We start from the raw sequence: 21,962 nt of genomic DNA on the forward strand, positions 1-21,962 counted from the left end.
CTCCCTGCCCTAGCGTTTTCTTTGATTCAAATCTAAGCTGATATCGAGGGCTTTTACGGAATGGGTCAATGCACCCACCGAGATCACATCTACACCCGTCCTAGCAATATTTGCGATCGTATCTAGTGTCACTCCACCTGAGGCCTCAACAACCGCTCTACCAGCGATTAAGCCAACAGCCTTCGTCATCTCATCCGTAGACATGTTATCCAGCATGATGATGTCTGCTTTTGCTTGAAGCGCTTCTTCTACTTGGGCTAGCGACTCCACTTCTACTTCGACCTTCATCGTATGAGGAATAAACTGTCGAGATGCTTCTACTGCTGCTTGAATGCCTCCAGATGCCTTAATATGGTTGTCTTTAATCATGACGGCATCAAATAGCCCATAACGATGGTTATGACCTCCACCAACACGGACGGCATATTTCTCTAACATTCTTAATCCAGGAGTCGTCTTTCGGGTGTCGACCACACGAACCGTAGCGCTGCCTTCTCGCGCTTGGGCGACATAGCGACTGGTCATGGTAGCAATCCCGGATAATCGCTGCAACAAGTTCAAAGCCAGACGTTCACCCGTCAGAATGGCTTGCGCTTTCCCTACTACTTCCGCCAGTTCATCCCCTTTCTCAATGGCTTGTCCTTCTTGCACAAGCGCTCTGAACTGAAGATGCGGATTCACAGATTCAAATACCAGCTTGGCCACCTCTAACCCTGCTACTACACCTGATTCTTTGGCATAGAGGATGCCCTTGGCTTGCTCCTCAGCAGGCACAGTTGCCTGAACGGAAATATCACCAAACCCAATGTCTTCTTCTAGCCAATCCTGGATTTGGCGTTTTAGCTTTTCTACATTAATCATCATATGTACCTCTCTCCTCTAAGACACCTTCATGGATAGATTGTAAGATATGTTTTCTCCATATGACATCATCCCGATTAGGGAAGTCTTCTCGATAATGGCCTCCTCGGCTTTCCTCGCGAAGCAAAGCTGCGTTCGTCGTGAGCATAGCACAAGTGAGCAAATTCAGAAACTCATATTCGGCTGGATGACTCGGCTGCAAGCTAAACTGCTTAACCTGGCGCTCCATTTCTTTCCTCGCCTTCTGAAGCCGCTTCTCATCACGCTTCAAGCCTACTTGCCGCACCATCATTTTTTGCAGCTTCAATCTCTTTTCCAAAATATGCTCATCCGGCTTACCGCTCCTCATAATGGAAAAGGAAAGGTGGGAAAAGTCTTTATTTAATGGCTCGAGCTCCTTTACCTTTTTGGAAATTCTAGCGCCAAACACCACCGCCTCCGAAAGCGAATTACTCGCTAAACGGTTGGCTCCATGGACACCGGTACAGGAAACTTCCCCACAAGCAAAAAGACGAGGAACGGTCGTTTCACCCCATAAGCCCGTTTTGACTCCACCCATCATATAATGGGCAGCTGGCGCAACGGGAATCCAATCCGTAATCATGTTTAAGCCATACTTTAAACAAACTTGATAGATCGTCGGAAAGCGATGCTTAATCAGCTCCTCCGACTCATGGGTGATATCGAGATAGACAAAGGTGGATTCTGTCGCTTCAATTTCGGATACGATCGCTCGTGCCACAATATCCCGAGGAGCCAATTCCAATTGGGGATGGTACTTTTCCATGAACCGCTCACCATTTATATTTCTTAATACGGCTCCCTCTCCTCGAACAGCCTCCGAAATTAAGAAGCGCGGAGCCCCCGGATAACACAAAGAAGTTGGATGAAACTGAATAAATTCAACGTCTTTGATTTGCGCTCCAGCTCGGTACGCCATCGCAATCCCATCCCCTGTAGCGACAGGAGGATTTGTCGTGTAGCGATATAATTGGCCTGCTCCTCCCGTTGCCAAGATCGTAGCATCAGCCTGGATAAACGTCTTGTCTCCATATGAATTTTCTACGATAATGCCCACACATTCTCCTTCATCTGTGACTAGATCAATGGCAAAATGGTACTCCAGGATATGTATTCTTTCATGCGTTTTGGCCTGTTCGGATAAGGCTCTTACAATTTCGGCTCCAGTTGAATCTCCGCGAGCATGTAAAATTCGCCTGCGGCTATGGGCGCCCTCCTGGGTGAGGGCATATTTATCCCCTTCTTTATCAAACTGGGTGCCATAGCGGATAAGCTCATACACCCCTTCAGGACCCTCATTCACCAGGACTTCTACCGCTTCATGGGAACAAAGCCCAGCCCCAGCAATTAGAGTATCCTGCCGATGTAGGGCCGGGGAATCCTTTTTATTGATAACGGCGGCAATGCCCCCTTGCGCATAGTTCGTGTTGCTCTCCGATAATCCTTCTTTACAGATTAAGATAACCTCTTTTTCCTCCGCAATCTGTAAAGCTGTATATAAACCCGCAATGCCAGAACCTACAATACATACTGCAGTTTCAAGCTTGTCCATATCTCCCAACGAAAAGTCAATTAGATATCGAGGAACCATTTCTTTAATCCTTTCGCATGAAATGAAAAAAAGTATAAAACGGTGATTGTATCACTATTTTATACTTCTTACCTAAAAGTAACCAGTTTTATTCTTAAACCTTGTATGTTTCTGCTTCAAACTCCAGCATACGCTCTAAAGAAGCACGCGCTGCATCAGCGACTTGCGGCGGCACATAAATTTGAGGTTGCATGGTTTCTAAGCATTGAGCCAGCTTCTTCAAATTGTTTACCTTCATATTGGGACAAACCAAATACTTCGAGGCAAAGATAAACTTTTTGTTCGGGCTGTCTTGAGATAAGCGATAAAGTACACCATCTTCTGTCCCTACGATAAATTCATCATGAGCAGATTCACGGCAATACTTGAGGATCCCCGTGGTACTGCCTACAAAATCGGCTAATTCCACGACCTCTGGTCGGCACTCTGGATGCACAACAAATTGAGCGTTCGGATGCTCCTTGCGCAACCGATAGACATCCTCTACTGTAAGTTGATCATGAGTATTACAGTAACCTTCCCAGATAATCATCTTCTTATCGGTGAATTGGGAAACATAGTGTCCTAAGTTCTTATCTGGAACCCAAATAATTTCTTCTGCATCGATGTTTTCAATCACATTCTTGGCATTAGAGGAAGTACAGCATACATAGGTTTCTGCCTTCACATCCGCAGATGTATTGATATATGCTACAACCTTGGCATTGGGATGCTGAGCTTTTAGCTTGCGCAATCCATCCACATTGACCATGTCTGCCATCGGACAGCCTGCTCGTTCGTCCGGGATTAAAACCGTCTTATTAGGAGCCAATATCTTCGCGCTCTCACCCATAAAATGCACGCCACAGAATACGATAACATCCGCATCGGTTTGCTTCGCCTTCTGTGCCAGCCCAAAGGAATCCCCTAAAAAGTCGGCAATCTCTTGAATTTCAGGTCTTTGGTAATAGTGTGCCAAAATAATAGCATTCCGCTCTTTTTTTAGGCGAAGGATTTTTTCCTTTAATTCTTCATTTCGCTCTGCTTTTTTCGCAAGCGCTAACGCTTCCATATGGGTATGCCCTCCTAACACGTAGGCCTTTATTTTACTGAATTGTAGACCGATGTCCTAAATTTGTCAATGCGTCAATACGCAGCCACAGGAGAAAAAGCACCCTATAATTAGGGTGCTTTCTATGGCAATGAATTATTCTTCTTTCTTTGTCTGAATTTGAACCTTTACGTCGCCTTCAGCTGTCACCTTAGGCTCGATGCGGCCTTTTTCGATTAACTGCTTAATCTGGTCTGCATCTAACGTTTCTACATCAAGCAAGGTCTGGGCGATCAGCTCTAGTTCATCCCTATGCTTAATTAAAAGATCCGTTGTAGACTTATATTGTTCACGAATAATGCGTTGTACTTCTTCATCAATCGCTTGAGCTGTGGACTCACTGTAATCTCTCTCGTGACCGAAATCACGTCCCAAAAACACTTGGCCTTGAGATCGTCCGAACTGCATAGGCCCCAGTTTATCACTCATACCAAACTCGGTAACCATGCGGCGGGCAATGCCTGTCGCTCTCTCAAAGTCATTATGGGCTCCTGTACTGATTTCCTTGAGAACAATCTCTTCCGCTACACGTCCGCCAAGCAAACCAGAGATCTTATCTAGAAGCTCAGAGCGACTGGCGAAATAACGATCTTCCTTAGGAAGCATAACGGTGTAGCCACCCGCGCTTCCGCGAGGGATGATAGTTACCTTATGAACAGCATCCGCATGTTCTAGGTGATATCCTACAATAACGTGACCCGCTTCATGGTAAGCCACGAGCTTCTTCTCGTAATCACTGATGACGCGAGACTTCTTCGCTGGTCCAGCAATCACACGGTCAATCGCTTCATCAATTTCAATCATTTCAATTTTCTTCTTGTTCTTACGAGCAGCAAGAAGGGCTGCTTCATTCAGAAGATTCTCTAGATCGGCACCTGTGAATCCTGGTGATCTTCTAGCAATCACATCGAGATCAATCTCGTCAGATAAAGGCTTGTTGCGGGCATGTACGCGAAGCACAGCCATACGTCCCTTAACATCTGGTCGATCTACGGTAATTTGACGGTCAAATCGTCCAGGACGAAGTAGTGCAGGATCTAGAATATCTGGGCGGTTGGTTGCAGCAACGATGATAATTCCTTCGTTGGCACCGAATCCATCCATTTCTACTAGCAATTGGTTGAGCGTCTGCTCTCTTTCATCATGACCGCCGCCTAGCCCAGCTCCACGCTGACGACCGACAGCATCAATCTCATCGATGAAGATAATACATGGCGCATTTTTCTTTGCATTTTCAAACAAGTCACGAACGCGGGAAGCACCAACCCCGACGAACATCTCTACAAAGTCAGAACCGGAAATACTAAAGAAAGGAACACCTGCTTCTCCAGCTACGGCTCTTGCTAATAATGTTTTACCAGTACCCGGAGGTCCAACTAGCAAAACCCCTTTTGGTATTCTTGCACCGAGCTGACTGAACTTGCGCGGGTCCTTCAGGAAGTGAACGACCTCTTCAAGCTCTGCCTTCTCTTCATCTGCACCAGCTACATCATTAAAGGTAACCTTCTTCTTATCATCGTTATAAAGCTTGGCTTTGCTTTTTCCAAAATTCATAACCCGGCTGCCGCCGCCCTGGGCTTGATTCAAAAGGAAAAAGAATAGAATAAAGATGATAACAAATGGGATAATGGACGTTAAGAAGGTTAACCATACCGAGTCACCTTTCTGCTCAGCATACGTTTCCCTCTCTAAGTTGGCTGTCTCAATCTTTTCTAGCAAGGATGTGTTATTGTACAACGGTCCATTCGTAAAGAATGTCTCACCGCTCTTCAACCTACCCTCGATATAGTAAGTCCCACTCTCAGGGCGGATCAAGATCTCAGCCACTTGCCCGTTATCCAAGTGCTGCCTGAACTGATTATACGGCATCTTTGAAGTCTCAGTTCCTTGATTGGCAATAAAGTTCACAATTCCTACGGTAACTAGGAAGATGAGTAGATAAAACCCTGTATTTCTAAAAAATCGATTCATCCCTGACCTCCTCTCACGACAAAACACTCAAATTATTTTACCATATTTAACTCTTTGTCCACAACTTACACTACCCACCGTACACTTCCGGCTTCAAAATCCCTATATAGGGCAGGTTCCGATAGCGCTCAGCGTAATCTAGACCATAACCTACAACGAATTCATCAGGTACTACAAACCCGCAATAATCCGGGGATAGGTTCACCTTCCTGCGATGCGGCTTATCTAATAAGGTTACAATCTTTACACTGTCCGCTTTGCGTCGGCGCAGCAGATCCAACAAATAGCTTAAGGTTAATCCGCTGTCTATAATATCTTCTACAATCAGCACATGTCGACCTTCTACACTTGCATCCAGATCCTTGATAATACGGACTTCACCTGAAGAAACGGTGGATGCCCCATAGCTGGAGACAGCCATAAAATCCATTTCAATATGCGTATTAATCCGCTTGATTAAATCGGACATAAAAGGCGCAGCTCCCTTTAGGACACAGATAATAAGAGGGTTCTTATCCTCATATTCATCCGTGATGACTCGCCCTAGCTCTGCAATCTTGGCTTGAATTTCTTCTTCATGTAGAAGTATCTCGAGTATGTCGTTTTGCATGGTGTCCTCCTAAACTACTTATCTTTAGTCAATCGTAAAACCAACTGCCGGCTCGTATGAGCTGTAACTAATGCACGTCCTGATCGTCGAATGCCTGGAATCCAGAGCACGCTCTGATCATCAGCCAACAACGGAAGCGCTTCTCGTTCTTGCCTTGGAATCTTCTCATCAATAAGAATATCCTTTACTTTTTTCGTGCCCTCCATGCCGAGGATCTTCATGCGATCTCCAGGATGTCGGCTGCGAATCACAACGGGCCCCATGAGTTGATCCAAATCAAACAGGGCTTCTTGCTTCGACTCCAACTGATTCAAGATCATGTCTCCATGTCTAATTTCTGCTGTAAGCCAAGCTTTAATTTCTTTAATATATGTACGTCCGGGTATCCCTATAATATAACAATAACTTTTCTTAAGATCTTCTGGAGTGGACAGATCTCTAAAGAAAGTAATGTCATCGTAATCTTTTCTTACATAGAGCTTATGAGGAAGTTCAATCTGGCTAGCGGTTCTTCCTTGCTTCATCCAATCCAGAATGGATTCGATGTGTATAAATGAAACATTCCCATACTCTCTACTCAGATAACTAAATATTAGTTTAATCATCCTCCTTTGTAAAGCAAGATGAAAATTCAAAAATAGTGTACCCTTGATTTTAATTTTATTTTCCTCTTTAGATTTCATGATTCCTTCGAGCGTATTCCTTGAGAGATCATCTAAGTATTGGCTTTCTTCTCTTGCAATGGATCCCAATTGCACCAAAGCTTCTTGAAGAGAAGGATTAACTTGCTCCTCTAGCCAAGGAATCACTTCTAAACGGATAAAATTGCGATGATACTTGGGCATGAGATTGCTGCTATCTAAGCGTGGGGTAATCCCTTGAAGGGAACAGTAGGATTCTAGCTCCTGCTTATAAAAAGAAAGAAAAGGACGGACAATGCTTAATCCTGCTTCGTCTCGTTGATACGGAATCCCCGCGAGACCTTCCACGCTTGTTCCCCTCAAGATCCTCATGAGGACCGTCTCCGCTTGATCATTGGCATGGTGGGCGAGAGCTAATTTATTATTCTGCCACTTGTCTGCCACATCATGAAAAAATGAAAAGCGAGCTGTACGCGCCGCTTCTTGGGGATTGGCCTGCGTCCGTTCAATAAGCTCGGGGACGTTGCATGAACCGATCTCACAGGGGATCCCACGCTCCTGGCAAAACTCCTGAACATAATGGGCATCTTCTTCTGCTTCCTCTCCTCGAAACTGATGATTCAAGTGAGCAGCAAACACTTGCCAATGATGCTTCTGAGAAAGGCGAAATAAGGCATCAAGCAGCGCTAGAGAATCCACCCCGCCTGATACCCCGACTAGAATCCGATCCCCTGACTTAAATAAGCTTTTTTCCTGAATGACGGCTGCAAGCTTGGTTAAAAACATCCCTAATCCCTCATCAATCGTCTACATTGAAGTAGTGCTGGTAATTGGTAATTATATCATATCGTCATGCGTTTGTACGAATTTATAGAAAAGAAAAACCCAAGGTTGCACCCTTGAGTCCATCTCATGTACCATTATTTCCATTGTAACTAGAAATAGACATTAACTTACACGCTTCGGACGTTGAATCGGTTCCATACCAGGAATCGGGAAGGTTCCCCAGCGGGGGACAAATTGATCCATTCGTGCAACCAAAATCGTCATATCATCATCAATTTCTCCAAACTTGCTGCGAATCACCCTTTCTAATAAGATATCGGATATTTCCTCTGGATCTTCCGTCTTCAACTCAGAAATAATTCGTTTAAACCACATCTCCTTATTCTCAATTTGCGCAGGGGCTTCTAATAGGCCGTCACTCACCATTATGAGGATATCACCCGGCTTCATCTGCTCCGTTACGACATCGACTTCAATATCTTCTATAATTCCAATGGGCAAATTATTCGCGGTAACGGTGAAAACTTCCCTCCCTCTTTTAATAAAGCTAGGATTCGATCCTGTCTTAATGAATTTGGTATGACCGGAATACTGGTCCACGATAGCTAAATCCACGGTAGCAAAAATTTCATCTGGCGATCTCAGAGATAGAACGGTATTCACGGACTTAATCGCTAGGGATTCGTCTAAACCGGCTTCTAACAGCTCCTTTAACAGTTGAAGGGTCGACGTGCTTTCCATATGAGCTCGATCTCCGTTGCCCATTCCGTCACTAATAGCCATGATGTATTTCCCACTGCCTAGCTCCATCGTCATAAAGCAATCTCCTGACACTAACCTCCCATCCTTGGCCACTCCTGTTCCATAGGAAGCGACCGCAAAATTTTTCTCTGACCCTAATATGACCGTACAAGTACCATCTCCGCTAATATCACACTCCTTGCTTTTTACCGTTATATTCTCGCCGACAATCGACGTTAGCATGGGGGCAACAATGCTTTCACACTGCATATGACCGTCACAGACGGGCTGAGTAATCTCGATATCTACCTTCCCTTCCTCTAAACTCAATATATTTACCTTTTGGACCGATAGCCCGATATTTTCTAGTGCACCGAGAATTTGCTGCTCTTGAAGAGAGAGATCAATACCCTCCCGTTGTAGCTCATTAGCAAAGTTGCGCATGACCTTAGAAACACCAGAAAGCTGGTCAGCCACAAGCCTTCGACTATCCTTCACCTGCTTCTGCATAAACAGTGTTTCTTGAATGGCACCATACTCCTCGTAAATGACTTTTTCAAGTTTATCCTTATTGACACACATACTGTGGTAGTCAGAGTCTTCGATTCGACTAATGTCAATTTCTCCGTAGGCATCCAGTTGGTAGACCAGCTCACCTAGGGTATGAACGGTATCTTCCGCTTGGTACTCTGACCAGCACTTATCTTTTTTCCAGCAGGTCTGGCAGGACCGTTCGGTTACCCGAGCCATGAATTCATTCATGTCTATGGCTTCCTGCTCCTCTTCTTTTTTGGTCTGTGTCGAGACCTGTGTAAAGGCATCGGACAGCTCTTGGAATATAGCAGAAAACTTCATAATTTTCCCTACCGTTACATCTCTTACTTTCTTCATATATTCATATTGTGATTTCGCATTTTCTTCCGTACCGGGAATGAATCGAGAGATATTAGCCAAAAAGAAGGATGGGGTTAGTAGAAACATTCCAACGGCTACTAACGTTTCAATACTGGACGTAATGATCGACTGCTTGTCCCCTACATACAGGATAAATATCGATGACCCAAGAATCATTCCTAAGGCAGCTCCGCCTCTTTTTCCCTCTTTCAACAACCCTGATAATAAGCCGGCAAAAGCCAACAAGCTTATTTGTTCTACCATTCTTACATCGGCTAAACTAATAATGACTCCTGTAATCACTCCCACCGTTGCCCCAATCATTCCGCCTCCTACGAAGGCCAGGGTGAGTACGAGATATTTAGCAAGTGTGCTTTGAACGGATACGCCTTCAATCGTCCACCCGATGGTTCCCGTCATAACGGATGCGAGTAGAATGACGAGACAAACGATCTCATCTGTCTTCAGCTCGTGATGATATTTTCGACTCGTGAGGAAGGGGAGGGACTGAACAAATATCAAGGTAAGCACCATCGCTAAGATCGCTTCTACAACATTCATAATAGCCGAATACAACGTCATTTCATTTGCTAGATAGGTATACGCCATTCGGCTGATGAGAAGCGATGCCAACACAATAAAGGGGGCCTGATTTAACTCTCGCTTGAACCGCCTTTCTTGTATCCTCAGAATCGTAAAGGATAAGGCCAAACTGATAAAGATCATCACGGCATGAGAGGTCGAATGTGAAGCCGCCCCCATCATCAGAGCCATTGCCGTGAGGAGAACTTTATCTTTTCTAAGGAAATAGACCACGATAAAGTAAGCTGTTGCAAAGGGAGCCAGATCCTGCAGGATCATAGCACGCCCTAACAAATATCCCATAAGGATGTAAAAAATTCCAAACCTTTCAATTCCACTTTCTATGCCCATGGTTACCCTGGATAGAAGGCGCTGTGCTGGGAGCATCATCCGGTGTCCCAAATTAGTAGCAAACGCCTGCATACGTGACATAATCAACACCACCCGGTTTATGATTTATAAGTTGATTATAGACTTGTCCATTTGTAAAATTTGTCAAAAGAAAGAATTCATTTCAAAGAACTTTGCGACAAATATTGGGAGTTGTCTACACAAAACAAACTTACATTCATTTCCATTTGTGGTTTTTGCGCTTTTTGCATTGGTTTTTGCTGTCATATTGTAATTCACTGTCGATAAAAAGGGGGAATAAAATGGGGGAAGTTTGGATAGGAGGGCTGCGAGGTGAGGGCGGTGGCCTGACCGTGGGGGCGGGAGGAACACCATTGGGCGATCCGTCGCAACTTTCGGGCGCTCTGGCCCTCAATTTGGGCGATTGCCTACCGGAATTGGGCGAGCCGAACACCATTGGGCGATTCATCACACTTTTTGGGCGCTCCGGCCCTCGATTTGGGCGATTGCCTACCGGAATTGGGCGGGCCGAGCCCAATCGGGCGATCCATCACACTTTTTGGGCGCTCCGGCCCTCGATTTGGGCGATTGCCTACCGGAATTGGGCGGGCCGAGCCCAATCGGGCGATCCATCACACTTTTTGGGCGCTCCGGCCCTCGATTTGGGCGATTGCCTACCGGAATTGGGCGGGCCGAACACCATTGGGCGATTGACAGACCTGGTCCCATCCCCTGATATTTGAAGTCATTACCGGTTTGAAACCAAGTTGTGGAGTCTCGTGACCAAACCACCTTGTTTATCTGGAATTGTACCAGGGATGTGAGTAAACGGTACCTAGTCGTGAGCATCGGCCACTTTTCCGTGAGCATATCCAAAATTTTGTGAGCATCCACCCCCGAGACGCCAGCCGCGGAGTCTCAGCACAGGCACAGTTGATAAAAAAAAGCGGAATTACTTAAAAAATCAGCTTCATTTCAGTCGCTCTAAACCCAAGTTTAGATTGCTCTTAGAAAAAGTAGACCGAAAATCTCTCAAAACCCGAAAAAACCCTGGTGAGAGTTGGAATCATTACCGGTTTGGAACCAAGCTGTGGGGTTTCGTGATCATCCCGTCCCCCGCCTGCCAGGCAGGCAAAACAAAAATAACCGGAGTTCTCTCCGGTTATTCACTCCCACCCTACTCCGGAGTAATAAAAATCACTTCCCCAGGCTTGGACAGATGGTAATCGCGTCTCGCGATCTCTGCTATATATTCTTTATCGTTTAGCTTGTTTACTCGGTAGGTGAGCTCTTCGTTCTCTAGTTTCACTTGGTCGAAAGTTTGCTGGGCTTTTCTTAGGTCCTCTTTCTTCCCTAATAGAATCGTTTGCTGCTCATACCACGTAAATCCGGCCCATATACAAAAAGGGAACATCACCATCGCGAGTAATCTCTTCCTTCTTCTCTGACCCTTCACTCTGTTCTCGATCGGATCAAGATCAGGCATCGCTCACTCACCTCATTCAATTTTATCTTCGTCTTCGTCGTCATCATCTTTCTTCTTATGGCGCTTTCGTTTAAATAGTTTCGCCAGACGAGATAAAATTCCTGCTCCCTTTTTCTTTGATCCCGAATATATTTGCTTACTGAGCTTAGCGGACTGTTTTCCTATAGGGGTAACCAGCTTCAAGATTAGACTATAGGCAAAGGTAGCTACCTTCCATAAGAACAACACCACTGCAACAACGAGGGCTATGATTGTCTTATAGATAAAGATAATCGGTTTGATCACAATAACTTGAATCAGCCTTACAATAAATCGGTAAATGGCCTTAACCAAATTAATCAATCGTAAAAACCATTTAATATAAAAAGAATGAAGGAGAGCAAAATAGAACCAGGCGCCAATTCCCATTCCTAAAAATAAGTAAACTCGGACGATGCCATCATTTACTCTTAACAAGGTGCCAAAGACGAGGAAGATGCAGCTTGCCCAAAACAAAAGATCGCAGATGATCACAAGCCATCCGCGAAGTCCCGTCTGCCCTTTCATCACTCGATATGTGTCATAGAGCAGGCCCATGGTCATCCCGCATCCTACCATAAGCAGCATAGTGAGTGCTTGTATCTTTATACTCACTTGAATAACTTCCCTAAGAAGCCTTTTCCTTTCGCCCCTCCGCTATGCTCGTCAATATACCCCAAGTCATGAACATAGCCTTCAATCGAAACCTGGCCTGTTTCAAGACTCAAGTTTTTCATGTGTAGATTCTGTCCCTTAATGCAAAGAAACCCGCATTCCGTTTCGAGTAAGAACTCTTCACTGTCAAAGCTCTCCACATTCAGTACGCCAGATATCTCAAGTTTTTTTCGATTAAACATCATAATTTCATGTCTAGGGGTTTTCTTCGCATCCGCCATAACCTGTACACCTCCGTGATTCGCTTTTTTGTACATGTTATGGCTTGGATACAAGAATTAGAACCTTAAAAGCTTACCACGGATAATCGGGATCGATGGTTGGCTCTTCTTGCTTTAACCGTTCCTCTGATACCAAGGTATACATCGTTGCAGCTTCCTCTTTTTTCGTTGTATCGACAATTCTCTCGATCTGAACCGTCACGAGTCGATTGCCATAGCGAATGGCGAGATTGTCCCCTAATTTCACTGTACTGCTGGACTTCGCTGGCCGACCGTTCAATTCCACACGACCCTGGTCACAGACCTCCTTAGCCATGGTTCTGCGCTTCACTAACCGTGATACCTTCAAAAATTTATCTAATCTCATGATTGATCTCCTTACTACTAGTTCTTCTTCGCTTCCTGCCATAGGGCTTCCATCTCATCAAGGGAAGAGTCTTCTACGCTTTTATTCCGTTCTTTCAGGCGCTGCTCAATATATTGGAACCTCGATTTAAACTTGCGGTTGGTAAGCGCTAAAGCTTCCTCGGGGTCCACCTTAATAAACCGGGCGAGATTCGCCACAGCAAACAATAGGTCTCCTAGCTCAGCCTTGATCTCCTCGTCATTCTTAGCTTGCTTAATTTCTTCTAGCTCCTCTTCAATCTTCGCGTACACGTCCTCCACGCGTTCCCAATCGAAGCCGACTTTAGAGGCTTTCTTGGAGATGGCAAATGCGGTCATGAGTGCGGGCAGATCACGCGGAATTCCATCAAGAAGAGAGGCCTTTACGGTTTCAAGACCTTTAGCCTTCTTTTCCTCTGCTTTAATCTGATCCCAGTTCTTGACGACTTGCTCACTCGTATCCGCTTCTCGTTCACCGAATACATGAGGGTGACGACGGATGAGCTTTTCATTCAGGACCTCAATCACATCTTCAATGGTAAAGTCCCCTTCATCCTCGGCAATTTGAGAATGGAGCATGACTTGCATCAATAAGTCACCCATTTCCTCACACATCGCCTCAGGATCATCATCATCGATCGTCTCTAGCACTTCGTAGGTCTCTTCAATCAGATGCTTACGAATCGATTGATGCGTCTGCTCTCGATCCCAAGGACACCCCTCAGGGCTTCTTAGAATGGCGATAATCTCTCGAAGGGTAGAGAATCGTCGATTTAGTGTTTTCTCCTCCTTCGTAGGAGGTACATAAACAGCAGCGAGATTATGCGTGCCTTTTATACGATCCAGTTCATAAAGCGGCATGCGAAGAATTTGCTCTTCTCCCTTAATCCCTGCGGACAGCACAAGCGTGACGGGATACTCATCAGGGAAGACCTCCATCAGCGTCAGCTTCACTTCCGATGCCGTAAGATCATCATAGACCTGCGTAATAAGAGTATGGACATGAGGATTTACATTCTTCGCCTCCAGCATAAGGGCATCGAGCAAGACGAATCCTTCCACGGGATCGAATTGCAATGCTGAAAACACCGCATCCAAGAAGCTTTGGCCGCCCACCACCTCGACCTCTACCCCGTGCTCAGGAGCGCCCTGTAAAAGAAGCTGTGTCGTTTGCTCTGCCACCATCGGATGACCAGGAACGGCGAATAACACCTCGCCTTTCTCCTTGGCCTGTGCAATGAGCTCCTTGTAGATCAATGAATACACATCCGAAAATTGGTCGGATTGCTCATAATAGGCATCAAAAGATTGAAATGGGATTCCCCGATGGCTAAGCTCTTGTACCACGGGATGCTTTGCCGTGCGCAAAAACAACGCTTTGGCTTGCGTAATACGCTCATAAACCCCTAGTGACATTTGGTTAATATCGCCTGCTCCTAGACCAATAATAGAAATTTTACTCATACAAAACCTCTTTCTAATCCCGTAATAAGTGAAGTCTACTTAAGATGGGTATAACCTTCCCTGCTTTGGGGATGTATTGTAGATCGGTTTTTGTAATGGAGCCTGAAACCAATAAGGCGATTCCGTAAACGATGGCTCCACAAGCTACAGAAATGACGGCAACAACGGAATAATAAAGTCGGTACGACTCGATCACACCAAAAAGCATATTCATGCTCAATTGTTCAATCAAGAATACAAAAACGGCCATCATGGATACCGCAAAAATAGGCTTAAGGAAAAACGATTTAAATTGAAAGGTGACATCTGTATATTTGGCTACTGCCCTCAGATTCAACATCGTGGCTACGGCGTAAGCCAAAACTGTGGCTAACGCTGCGCCAGAAATCCCCATGATAGGAATGAGCAACAGGTTCAATCCAACTTTTATCACGACCCCAACTAATAAGTTCTGCGCGGGCAGCAGTACCTTCCCCAGTCCTTGTAAGATCCCCGCCGAGGTAATTCCCAGGGTGGAGAAAATGGTGGTAAAGGACAAGACGATGAGAGTCATCGTTCCTTTGTCGTTTTGATAAAGCATGATATTGACAGGTTGAGCCACCACAGCCAATCCAATGGAAGTCGGTAAGCCGATCATCAAGGTCAAGCGAAGTGCCAGTTCCGTCCGACTCTTGATAATCTGCCTTGCCTGCCTGGCATTCGCCTCAGAAATGGCAGGAACAAGGGAAAGGGATAAAGCTGTTGCGAAAAAAGCGCCAAAGGCCACTAAGGGCTGTCCCCGGTCGAAAATTCCTTTGAGTATATTGGCTTCTTCAGCAGGATACCCTGCTTTCACCAATAAATTGGCCACGGTAAAGGAATCAGACAATTGAAGCAAAGGCAAGACTAAGGCACCAAAACAGATCGGAATGGCATAATATAGTATTTGCTTAATTAACTTCCAAGATGACTCCTGAGGATGCTTCTTAGCTTCACTCGGAGGAATTTGTGTATGTAGCTTTCTATTTTTCTTCCAGAATAATAAGAGCACCAAAAGACCCGTTAACGCCCCTGTGACTGCGCCGAACACGGCTCCCGCACCCGCCAAATACTCATTTCCTGTCGTGCTCATAAACCAGTACGCTAACACAATGATCGTGGCGACACGGACAAACTGCTCCGCAATTTGGGAAATGGCGGTTGGGATCATATTTTGATGACCTTGGAAATATCCTCGCATGGCTGCCATAGGAGGAACAATTAATAGTGCATAAGAAACGCTCTGAATGGGAAGAGTTAATTTATCATTACCCATCCACCTAGCGATCGATTCCGCTCCATAATATAAGGATAAGAAAGAAATAATTCCAGTGAAAAACAAGGTGATAATGGAAACCTTAAAAACTCTTCTTACTCCGTATAGGTCTCCAACTGCAAGCTTTTCCGAAACCATCTTGGAGATCGCGATAGGAAAGCCAGCCGTTGCCAGGATTAATAAGGTACCATAAAGGGGATAAACTTGCGTGTAGACATAATAACCCAGGTCACCTGTTATGTTTTGATAAGGAATCCTGTAGATCAACCCCAGCATTTTGGAGAATAATGAAGCCAGTCCCAATATGGCTGCTCCTTTGATGAAGGTTGCTCCATCTAACTTCTTTGACATAAATTTCCTCCCCCAGGATTCAAAATCTAAGCTATTATATCATATGCCCATTTAAACACAAAGAGCTCTCCCAGACTCAAATTAAGTCCGGAAAAGCTCTTATCCCCTCGGAAAGGTTTATGTATTACCACTTTCCCTTTGTTCATGAGGGTAACCTGGTCTTTGCCAAGTTAACTTTATTCATTATTGTTCCATTTGCTTCGCTAGGAAACCAGCTGCAGTCTCAGCCATCTTCGTTTCCAAGTCACCCATCTTTACTGCTTCCTCTTTACTGGAGAGGATAACCGCTCCGATAGGGTCTCCTCCTGCCACAATAGGAGCGACTACAATCGAGGAGTAGTGTTCCTTGACATCGCGGCAAACTTCGTATTCACCAGGACCTTGAATCAGAGTTTTTCGTTCTTCCATACAGGTTTCGACCATTGATCCTATAGACTTGTCCATAAATTCTTTCTTACTAGCCCCAGAAACTGCGATGATGGTATCGCGGTCAGAGATCAGGGTGATGTGCCCAATGCTTTCATACAAAGAATCTGCATACTCTTTAGCAAAATCGCCAAGTTCTCCAATTGGGGAGTACTTCTTTAAAATCACTTCGCCGTCCCTGTCAACAAAGATCTCAAGAGGGTCACCTTCACGAATTCTTAGCGTCCGGCGAATTTCCTTTGGAATTACCACACGGCCAAGATCATCAATCCGACGTACGATTCCAGTTGCTTTCATTATCTAGATGCCTCACTTTCACTTGAAGTTTTCACTTGACTGGAACTACTTATCACAATCGTTGATACCCTATTTTGCCTTATGCCTACCTGTTGGGGAACTGCTTGTTTCCTGGTGTAGGGATAGTATATATCTCCTTATTGGATAATATTCACCAAGCTTCTCTGACACCTTATTTTGGAAAAAGAAGAAGGTCCCTCGAGCTGGTAATTCCAGCCTTGGGACCTTCAACTTATTTTTTCTCTGGAAGGTTGACTTTCTTCATAAGGGAAGGAAGCTCCTTATCCATAAATGCATCATATTTTTCGTTCACGAACTGAGAACGAATTTGATCCTTTACATCGTCATAGCCTTTTTCCGAACGTTTTTCGACCTTCATGACGTGATAACCATAGTCCGTTTTGACCGGATCGCTGATTTCATTCAACGGAAGCTCCAGAGCTGCCTGCTTAAACTCAGGTACCCACATGGCTACTTCTACATCTTCATACAATCCGCCGGTTTCTTTACTGCCTGGGTCATCCGAAAACTCTTTGGCTAACGCAGCAAAATCTTCCCCTTTTCTTAAACGACTGGCTAAATCATCTGCCAGCTTCTTCGCTTCTTCATCCGTTAAAGCTTTCTTTTCTCCTTCGGCAGGAGGGGCTGCTTGATCTCCTACAGAGACCAAGATATGGCGCACAGAAGCAATGGTAAACTCTCCTTGCGTCTTTCCTTCTTCATAACGCTTTTTCATTTCATCTTCTTGAACTTGTGTACGCAGGTAGGCTTCTACCTTCTTATATCGAACAAAAAACGCAGTCAGATCTTCGTCTGTTACTTTTTGATCCTGCATTTGCTTTTCTAATTTCTTCTCATCGTTGCCGAATACCATCAGGTACTGACTTTTAATCCGGTCAACTAGCTGTTTGGCTTCACTTTCTGCGTTTGCCACTTCTGGTGCGCGTTCAGCCATGACAATCTCAGAAACATAGCTATCTATGAAAAGTTGAAGTGATTCCGGGAGTTTCTCATGGATGGCAAACCCTGCTTGAGGGTTAATAAAGGATTGGATTGCCAAATAGTTTTCGAATTGCTCTACTGTAATGGTTCCACCCTCATATTCCGCTACCACCGTATTGGGCTCCATGCCTAAACTAACGTCTACCACTGGAACCGGGCTTTCTTCCCCTGTTGGCTGTTGATCTTGATCCGCTTGGGTTTGCTCTTCTTTTCCTTTCGCTTCCTTGTCTTCCGCCTTCCCACAAGCGGTTAGTAGAGACAAGGCAAGCGTAAAGGAAAGCATAAGGGCTCCCCATTTTCTAAGTGGCCACATTATTTAATTCTCCCTTCACTTTTTTCACTTGTTCAAACTCCGACAGGAACTTCTCGACGAGCTTGATGCCCTCTTCAGGAGTCAACCCATTTACTTTAACAGTAACCGACAGGTGTTGTCCAGTTGCCAAGCTCATACGTCGGTCATATTGATTGGCTAAAGTAAACAATTTGGTGCCATCAATCTGGAGATTCTGATCTGCGTGAAGGTTGATCACTAGGTTGGTACCCTTTTGAACAATGCTTGTAATGCGATGCAGATACGAGTATACACGCAATCGCGCTACGCTCAAGAGGTTCTCCACTGGCAGTGGAATATCTCCAAAACGGTCTACCAGCTCTTCTTCTAGATCCACCACATCTTCCATTTCATAAACAGCTGCAAACTTCTTATACATTTCGATTTTCTGTTTGCTGTCTTTTATATAGTCGGACGGGATAAACGCATCTAGCTGAATATCAATTTCCGGATGGATCGCTTCTTCTTCTTTCGGTCCACCCTTGAGCTCGTCAATGGCTTCCTTGAGCATTTGGCTATACAAATCAAATCCTACGGAAGCGATGAATCCATGCTGTTCGGCCCCCAATAGATTACCTGCTCCACGGATGGCCAGATCTCGCATCGCAATTTTAAAGCCTGAGCCCAGCTCCGTAAATTCTTTAATGGCCTGAAGTCGTTTCTCTGCTACTTCCGTCAGAACCTTATCTCGCTGATAGGTGAAGTAGGCATACGCCATTCGATTCGAACGCCCTACTCTCCCTCTTAGCTGGTAGAGCTGAGATAATCCCATGCGATCCGCATTGTAAACAATCAGGGTATTTACATTAGGAATATCTACACCGGTTTCAATAATCGTCGTACTGACCAACACATCGGTATGTCCTTCAAGAAAATCTAGCATCACTTGCTCTAGCTCGGTTTCTTTCATCTGTCCATGAGCGACAGCTACCTTGGAATCGGGCACAAGGAAACTAATTTGTTCCGCCATTTGCTCAATCCCTTGAACCTGGTTATATAAGAAGTACACCTGCCCGCCGCGTCCAAGCTCTCTCTCGATCGCTTCTCTTACAAGAGCTGCGCTATACTCCATGACATACGTTTGTACAGGAAAACGGTTCTCAGGCGGAGTCTCAATGACGGACAAATCCCTTACGCCGAGCATGGACATGTGCAAGGTTCGAGGGATCGGCGTAGCCGTTAAAGTCAAGACATCGACATTGGCTTTAAACTGCTTGAGCTTCTCTTTGTGCGTTACCCCGAAGCGTTGCTCTTCATCGACGATCAGCAGCCCTAAATCCTTAAAGACCACATCCTTAGACAGGAGGCGATGGGTCCCGATGATGATATCCAACCTTCCGTCTTTTAGCATTTTCATGGCTTCATTCTGTTCTTTACGAGAACGGAAGCGACTAATAACGGCCAGATTAACGGGATATCCAGAAAAACGCTCTTTAAAGGTTTCATAATGCTGCTGAGCCAAGATGGTGGTAGGAACCAATACAGCTACTTGCTTGCCGTCCATAATCGCTTTAAAGGCAGAGCGTATAGCCACCTCGGTTTTTCCATATCCTACATCTCCGCACAATAATCGATCCATTGGACGGGATTTTTCCATATCCTTTTTAATTTCTTCAATGGCTCGAAGCTGGTCCGTTGTCTCATCATACGGAAACATGGCTTCAAACTCACGCATCTCTGGTGTATCTTTACTGAAGGCATACCCTTGGCTAGCCTCTCGTTTTGCGTACAGCTTAATTAAGTCTGCCGCAATATCCTGAATGGAGGCGCGAACCTTGCTCGTTACCTTTTTCCACTCGGTTCCTCCGAGCTTGTAAACCTTCGGTTCTTTATCTTCATCTGCGACATAACGTTGGACTTGATCAATCTGATCAATCGGCACGTAAAGCTTATCGTTGCCCGCATACTTCAAGTGGAGATAATCCTTGTGGATTCCATTAATCTCTAGGGTCTCGATGCCTAGATACTTTCCGATCCCGTGATTCACATGGACAACAAAGTCTCCAACCTTCAGTTCATTGTAATTTTTAATTCGTTCCGCATTGCTAATATTAGTTTTCGTTTTTCGTGCCTTTCGCTGCTTCTGGGTAAAGACCTCTGACTCCGTTACCACAACAACATGATGCATCGGCAGTTCAAAGCCGGTTTGCAAATTCCCAACGGTAATGATCGGTCGCTGGCTGATGTTTTCCACTGGCCCAAGAATGAGATCGGCCTCGATCTCGTAATCCTGGAACACCCGCTCCAATCGTTTGGCGCGGTCTTCGTCAGCAGCCAGGAAAACAACTTGATGATGGGACTTCGTCCAGCGTTCTAATTCACCCTTCAGCACATTCAACTGGCCATGAAAATCCTGCATCGGCTTACAGTTGAAATTGACCATGTTCTGAGGCGCAGTTTTCGGAATCTGACGAAGGAATAGGGATAAATGAATGACTTTATTCTTCTTGTTATTGACTACATCTTCGTAATTGAAGGCGAGAGGGATGTTATGGGTAAATTCACCTTCGGCGACAAGGGTCGTTTTCCACTCGGCTTCTTCTTTTTCCAGCTGGTCAATCGTCTCTAATATCCTGGATGGTTCATCTAATACCATAATGGTATCTTGAGGCATGTAATCTATCAAACTCTGGTAACGAGGATACAGCAAAGAGATATATTTATAGATTGCTTGGAAGCGATTTCCTTGCCGCAATTGCTCAATTTCCCAACCAATCTTCGTGGTTAGCTTTTCCTTCACCGATGGGTCCTTAATCGTTAGCAAGGTTTCAGTTAGCTTCTGTTCTAGTAAATTCGCTGCAGATCTAAGTACCTCTTGGTCCCCAAAGATTTCACTCGTAGGTGGAAGAGTGATGGATTCTAATTTATCAATAGATCGTTGATTGGCTAAATCGAAAGTTCGGATCGAGTCTACCTCGACATCAAACAATTCAATGCGAACGGGATTTTCTAAATACACAGGGAAAATGTCGAGTATTCCCCCTCGAAGGCTCAGCTGTCCTTTCCCCTCTACCATTTCCACGCGCTCGTAGCCTAAGGAAATGAGGCTCTGAAGCATGGAGCTTAAGTCAATCTCTTGCCCTACTTGAACACGAACCTGTGACTTTTCCCATACCTCTTGTGAAACCATGATTCTGCGCAGACCAGCGAAAGGAGCGACAAGGATTCTCTTTTTCTTTTCACCTAGTTTCGTAAGAACCTCAATTCGGTTCGCTTGTGTTTCTGGACTGGCAATTGCCATTTCCGAGACAATCAGCTCATTGGCTGGAAACAGCAATACCTGGTCGTCTCCGACCAGTTCTAGAAGGTCCTCGTATATTTTCTGAGCTTGAAAAAGATTATGAGTAACCACTAATAATGGCTTATCTAGCGCTTGAAAGATAGAACTAATAAATAACTGTCTGGCCGATCCACTGAGTCCAGCTACGAGCTGCTCCTTTAACCCCTGATCAAAGCCTTTCATAATCGTTTGGAAATCTACATTATCTAGAAACCTTTGAATAATTCCCTTCACCACTAGCCCCCCTCTCCGTTGGGTGAAATCAATCTATTAAATGAACACATTCAAGTCAAAAATAGCCTCAGCCGACATAAGCCGAGGCTATACGATTACTGCAAGGGATAGGCTAACTCAGGATTACGCTGAATAGCCTCGCTGCAATATTCACAGGTTACGTTTACAATCATATTGCCATTATCATAGCTAATTATATGTTGTCGTTCCTCAGGGGTCAAGAAATGCCAACCCAATTCCGTCTCCGTGACCAGCTCCGACTCAATGTTGCCAAGTGTGGATTTACAATGTGGACATACATATTTTATAGACATGACTATGCCTCCTAGGGGGAGTATATTCCTCCTAGATATTCTTTCC

The 21,962-nt window shown here is 45.0% G+C and carries 18 protein-coding genes; 1 reads left to right on the forward strand and 17 read right to left on the reverse strand.

What is annotated here, in order from left to right; translation table 11 throughout:
• Positions 1-9 precede the first annotated feature (9 nt).
• From nadC to spoIIE, 7 genes are all read right to left on the reverse strand, one after another.
• The gene (nadC, locus tag EIZ58_RS17545; protein WP_134702190.1) at positions 10-864 is read right to left on the reverse strand and encodes a carboxylating nicotinate-nucleotide diphosphorylase; all 855 of its coding nucleotides are present in this window, start codon (positions 862-864) and stop codon (positions 10-12) included.
• Entirely contained in the window at positions 854-2,473 is a 1,620-nt protein-coding gene (nadB, locus tag EIZ58_RS17550; protein ID WP_134702191.1) for an L-aspartate oxidase, read from the reverse strand. Before nadB ends, nadC begins: the two co-directional genes overlap by 11 nt.
• 94 nt (positions 2,474-2,567) lie before the next feature.
• Positions 2,568-3,524: a quinolinate synthase NadA gene (gene nadA / locus EIZ58_RS17555; RefSeq protein ID WP_134702192.1), complete on the reverse strand. Its 957-nt coding sequence runs from the start codon at positions 3,522-3,524 to the stop codon at positions 2,568-2,570.
• A 135-nt stretch (positions 3,525-3,659) separates the two neighbouring features.
• Complete coding sequence (gene ftsH, locus EIZ58_RS17560) at positions 3,660-5,534, reverse strand: ATP-dependent zinc metalloprotease FtsH (protein WP_134702193.1); 1,875 nt, start codon at positions 5,532-5,534, stop codon at positions 3,660-3,662.
• Between the two features lie 70 nt (positions 5,535-5,604).
• Positions 5,605-6,144 carry a hypoxanthine phosphoribosyltransferase gene (hpt, locus tag EIZ58_RS17565; RefSeq protein ID WP_134702194.1) on the reverse strand — a complete coding sequence of 180 codons (540 nt, stop codon included), beginning with the start codon at positions 6,142-6,144 and terminating at the stop codon, positions 5,605-5,607.
• Between the two features lie 14 nt (positions 6,145-6,158).
• Positions 6,159-7,571: a tRNA lysidine(34) synthetase TilS gene (gene tilS, locus EIZ58_RS17570; RefSeq protein WP_134702195.1), complete on the reverse strand. Its 1,413-nt coding sequence runs from the start codon at positions 7,569-7,571 to the stop codon at positions 6,159-6,161.
• A gap of 162 nt (positions 7,572-7,733) precedes the next feature.
• Positions 7,734-10,220 (reverse strand): stage II sporulation protein E, encoded by a 2,487-nt coding sequence (gene spoIIE, locus EIZ58_RS17575; protein ID WP_240689158.1) that lies wholly within the window; start codon positions 10,218-10,220, stop codon positions 7,734-7,736.
• A 343-nt stretch (positions 10,221-10,563) separates the two neighbouring features.
• On the opposite strand from spoIIE, the gene EIZ58_RS17580 reads away from it, so the two are divergent.
• Entirely contained in the window at positions 10,564-10,875 is a 312-nt protein-coding gene (locus EIZ58_RS17580; protein WP_134702196.1) for a hypothetical protein, read from the forward strand.
• A gap of 441 nt (positions 10,876-11,316) precedes the next feature.
• Here the strand turns inward: EIZ58_RS17580 and EIZ58_RS17585 are convergent, their stop codons facing one another.
• The 10 genes from EIZ58_RS17585 to EIZ58_RS17630 all read right to left on the reverse strand — a co-directional run bounded on the left by EIZ58_RS17585 (position 11,317) and on the right by EIZ58_RS17630 (position 21,916).
• On the reverse strand, positions 11,317-11,625 hold the full coding sequence (locus EIZ58_RS17585) for an FtsB family cell division protein (protein ID WP_134702197.1): 309 nt from the start codon (positions 11,623-11,625) through the stop codon (positions 11,317-11,319).
• A 12-nt stretch (positions 11,626-11,637) separates the two neighbouring features.
• Positions 11,638-12,258, reverse strand: coding sequence for a spore cortex biosynthesis protein YabQ (yabQ, locus tag EIZ58_RS17590; RefSeq protein ID WP_134702198.1), 621 nt, complete (start codon positions 12,256-12,258; stop codon positions 11,638-11,640).
• Positions 12,255-12,539, reverse strand: coding sequence for a sporulation protein YabP (gene yabP, locus EIZ58_RS17595; protein ID WP_134702199.1), 285 nt, complete (start codon positions 12,537-12,539; stop codon positions 12,255-12,257). Before yabP ends, yabQ begins: the two co-directional genes overlap by 4 nt.
• Before the next feature lie 73 nt (positions 12,540-12,612).
• Positions 12,613-12,906 carry an RNA-binding S4 domain-containing protein gene (locus tag EIZ58_RS17600; RefSeq protein WP_134702200.1) on the reverse strand — a complete coding sequence of 98 codons (294 nt, stop codon included), beginning with the start codon at positions 12,904-12,906 and terminating at the stop codon, positions 12,613-12,615.
• Positions 12,907-12,923: 17 nt separating this feature from the next.
• On the reverse strand, positions 12,924-14,387 hold the full coding sequence (gene yabN, locus EIZ58_RS17605) for a bifunctional methyltransferase/pyrophosphohydrolase YabN (RefSeq protein WP_134702201.1): 1,464 nt from the start codon (positions 14,385-14,387) through the stop codon (positions 12,924-12,926).
• A 13-nt stretch (positions 14,388-14,400) separates the two neighbouring features.
• Positions 14,401-16,032, reverse strand: a complete 1,632-nt coding sequence (locus EIZ58_RS17610; RefSeq protein ID WP_134702202.1) for a putative polysaccharide biosynthesis protein — start codon at positions 16,030-16,032, stop codon at positions 14,401-14,403.
• 183 nt (positions 16,033-16,215) lie between these two features.
• Complete coding sequence (gene spoVT / locus EIZ58_RS17615) at positions 16,216-16,755, reverse strand: stage V sporulation protein T (RefSeq protein ID WP_134702203.1); 540 nt, start codon at positions 16,753-16,755, stop codon at positions 16,216-16,218.
• Positions 16,756-16,987: 232 nt separating this feature from the next.
• Positions 16,988-18,070, reverse strand: a complete 1,083-nt coding sequence (locus EIZ58_RS17620; protein WP_134702204.1) for a peptidylprolyl isomerase — start codon at positions 18,068-18,070, stop codon at positions 16,988-16,990.
• Entirely contained in the window at positions 18,057-21,602 is a 3,546-nt protein-coding gene (gene mfd, locus EIZ58_RS17625) for a transcription-repair coupling factor (protein WP_134702205.1), read from the reverse strand. The genes EIZ58_RS17620 and mfd overlap by 14 nt, the downstream gene beginning before the upstream one ends.
• Before the next feature lie 95 nt (positions 21,603-21,697).
• Complete coding sequence (locus tag EIZ58_RS17630; RefSeq protein WP_134702206.1) at positions 21,698-21,916, reverse strand: anti-sigma-F factor Fin; 219 nt, start codon at positions 21,914-21,916, stop codon at positions 21,698-21,700.
• Positions 21,917-21,962 lie beyond the last annotated feature (46 nt).

It is taken from the genome of Ammoniphilus sp. YIM 78166, assembly GCF_004522215.1.
GTDB lineage: Bacteria > Bacillota > Bacilli > Aneurinibacillales > RAOX-1 > YIM-78166.

What these genes read in the sequence shown, in the direction of transcription:
- nadC (WP_134702190.1), bottom strand. Translation starts at nt 864, where the DNA reads ATGATGATTAATGTAGAAAAGCTAAAACGCCAAATCCAGGATTGGCTA.
- nadB (WP_134702191.1), bottom strand. Translation starts at nt 2,473, where the DNA reads ATGGTTCCTCGATATCTAATTGACTTTTCGTTGGGAGATATGGACAAG.
- nadA (WP_134702192.1), bottom strand. Translation starts at nt 3,524, where the DNA reads ATGGAAGCGTTAGCGCTTGCGAAAAAAGCAGAGCGAAATGAAGAATTA.
- ftsH (WP_134702193.1), bottom strand. Translation starts at nt 5,534, where the DNA reads ATGAATCGATTTTTTAGAAATACAGGGTTTTATCTACTCATCTTCCTA.
- hpt (WP_134702194.1), bottom strand. Translation starts at nt 6,144, where the DNA reads ATGCAAAACGACATACTCGAGATACTTCTACATGAAGAAGAAATTCAA.
- tilS (WP_134702195.1), bottom strand. Translation starts at nt 7,571, where the DNA reads ATGTTTTTAACCAAGCTTGCAGCCGTCATTCAGGAAAAAAGCTTATTT.
- spoIIE (WP_240689158.1), bottom strand. Translation starts at nt 10,220, where the DNA reads ATGTCACGTATGCAGGCGTTTGCTACTAATTTGGGACACCGGATGATG.
- EIZ58_RS17585 (WP_134702197.1), bottom strand. Translation starts at nt 11,625, where the DNA reads ATGCCTGATCTTGATCCGATCGAGAACAGAGTGAAGGGTCAGAGAAGA.
- yabP (WP_134702199.1), bottom strand. Translation starts at nt 12,539, where the DNA reads ATGGCGGATGCGAAGAAAACCCCTAGACATGAAATTATGATGTTTAAT.
- EIZ58_RS17600 (WP_134702200.1), bottom strand. Translation starts at nt 12,906, where the DNA reads ATGAGATTAGATAAATTTTTGAAGGTATCACGGTTAGTGAAGCGCAGA.
- yabN (WP_134702201.1), bottom strand. Translation starts at nt 14,387, where the DNA reads ATGAGTAAAATTTCTATTATTGGTCTAGGAGCAGGCGATATTAACCAA.
- EIZ58_RS17610 (WP_134702202.1), bottom strand. Translation starts at nt 16,032, where the DNA reads ATGTCAAAGAAGTTAGATGGAGCAACCTTCATCAAAGGAGCAGCCATA.
- spoVT (WP_134702203.1), bottom strand. Translation starts at nt 16,755, where the DNA reads ATGAAAGCAACTGGAATCGTACGTCGGATTGATGATCTTGGCCGTGTG.
- EIZ58_RS17620 (WP_134702204.1), bottom strand. Translation starts at nt 18,070, where the DNA reads ATGTGGCCACTTAGAAAATGGGGAGCCCTTATGCTTTCCTTTACGCTT.
- EIZ58_RS17630 (WP_134702206.1), bottom strand. Translation starts at nt 21,916, where the DNA reads ATGTCTATAAAATATGTATGTCCACATTGTAAATCCACACTTGGCAAC.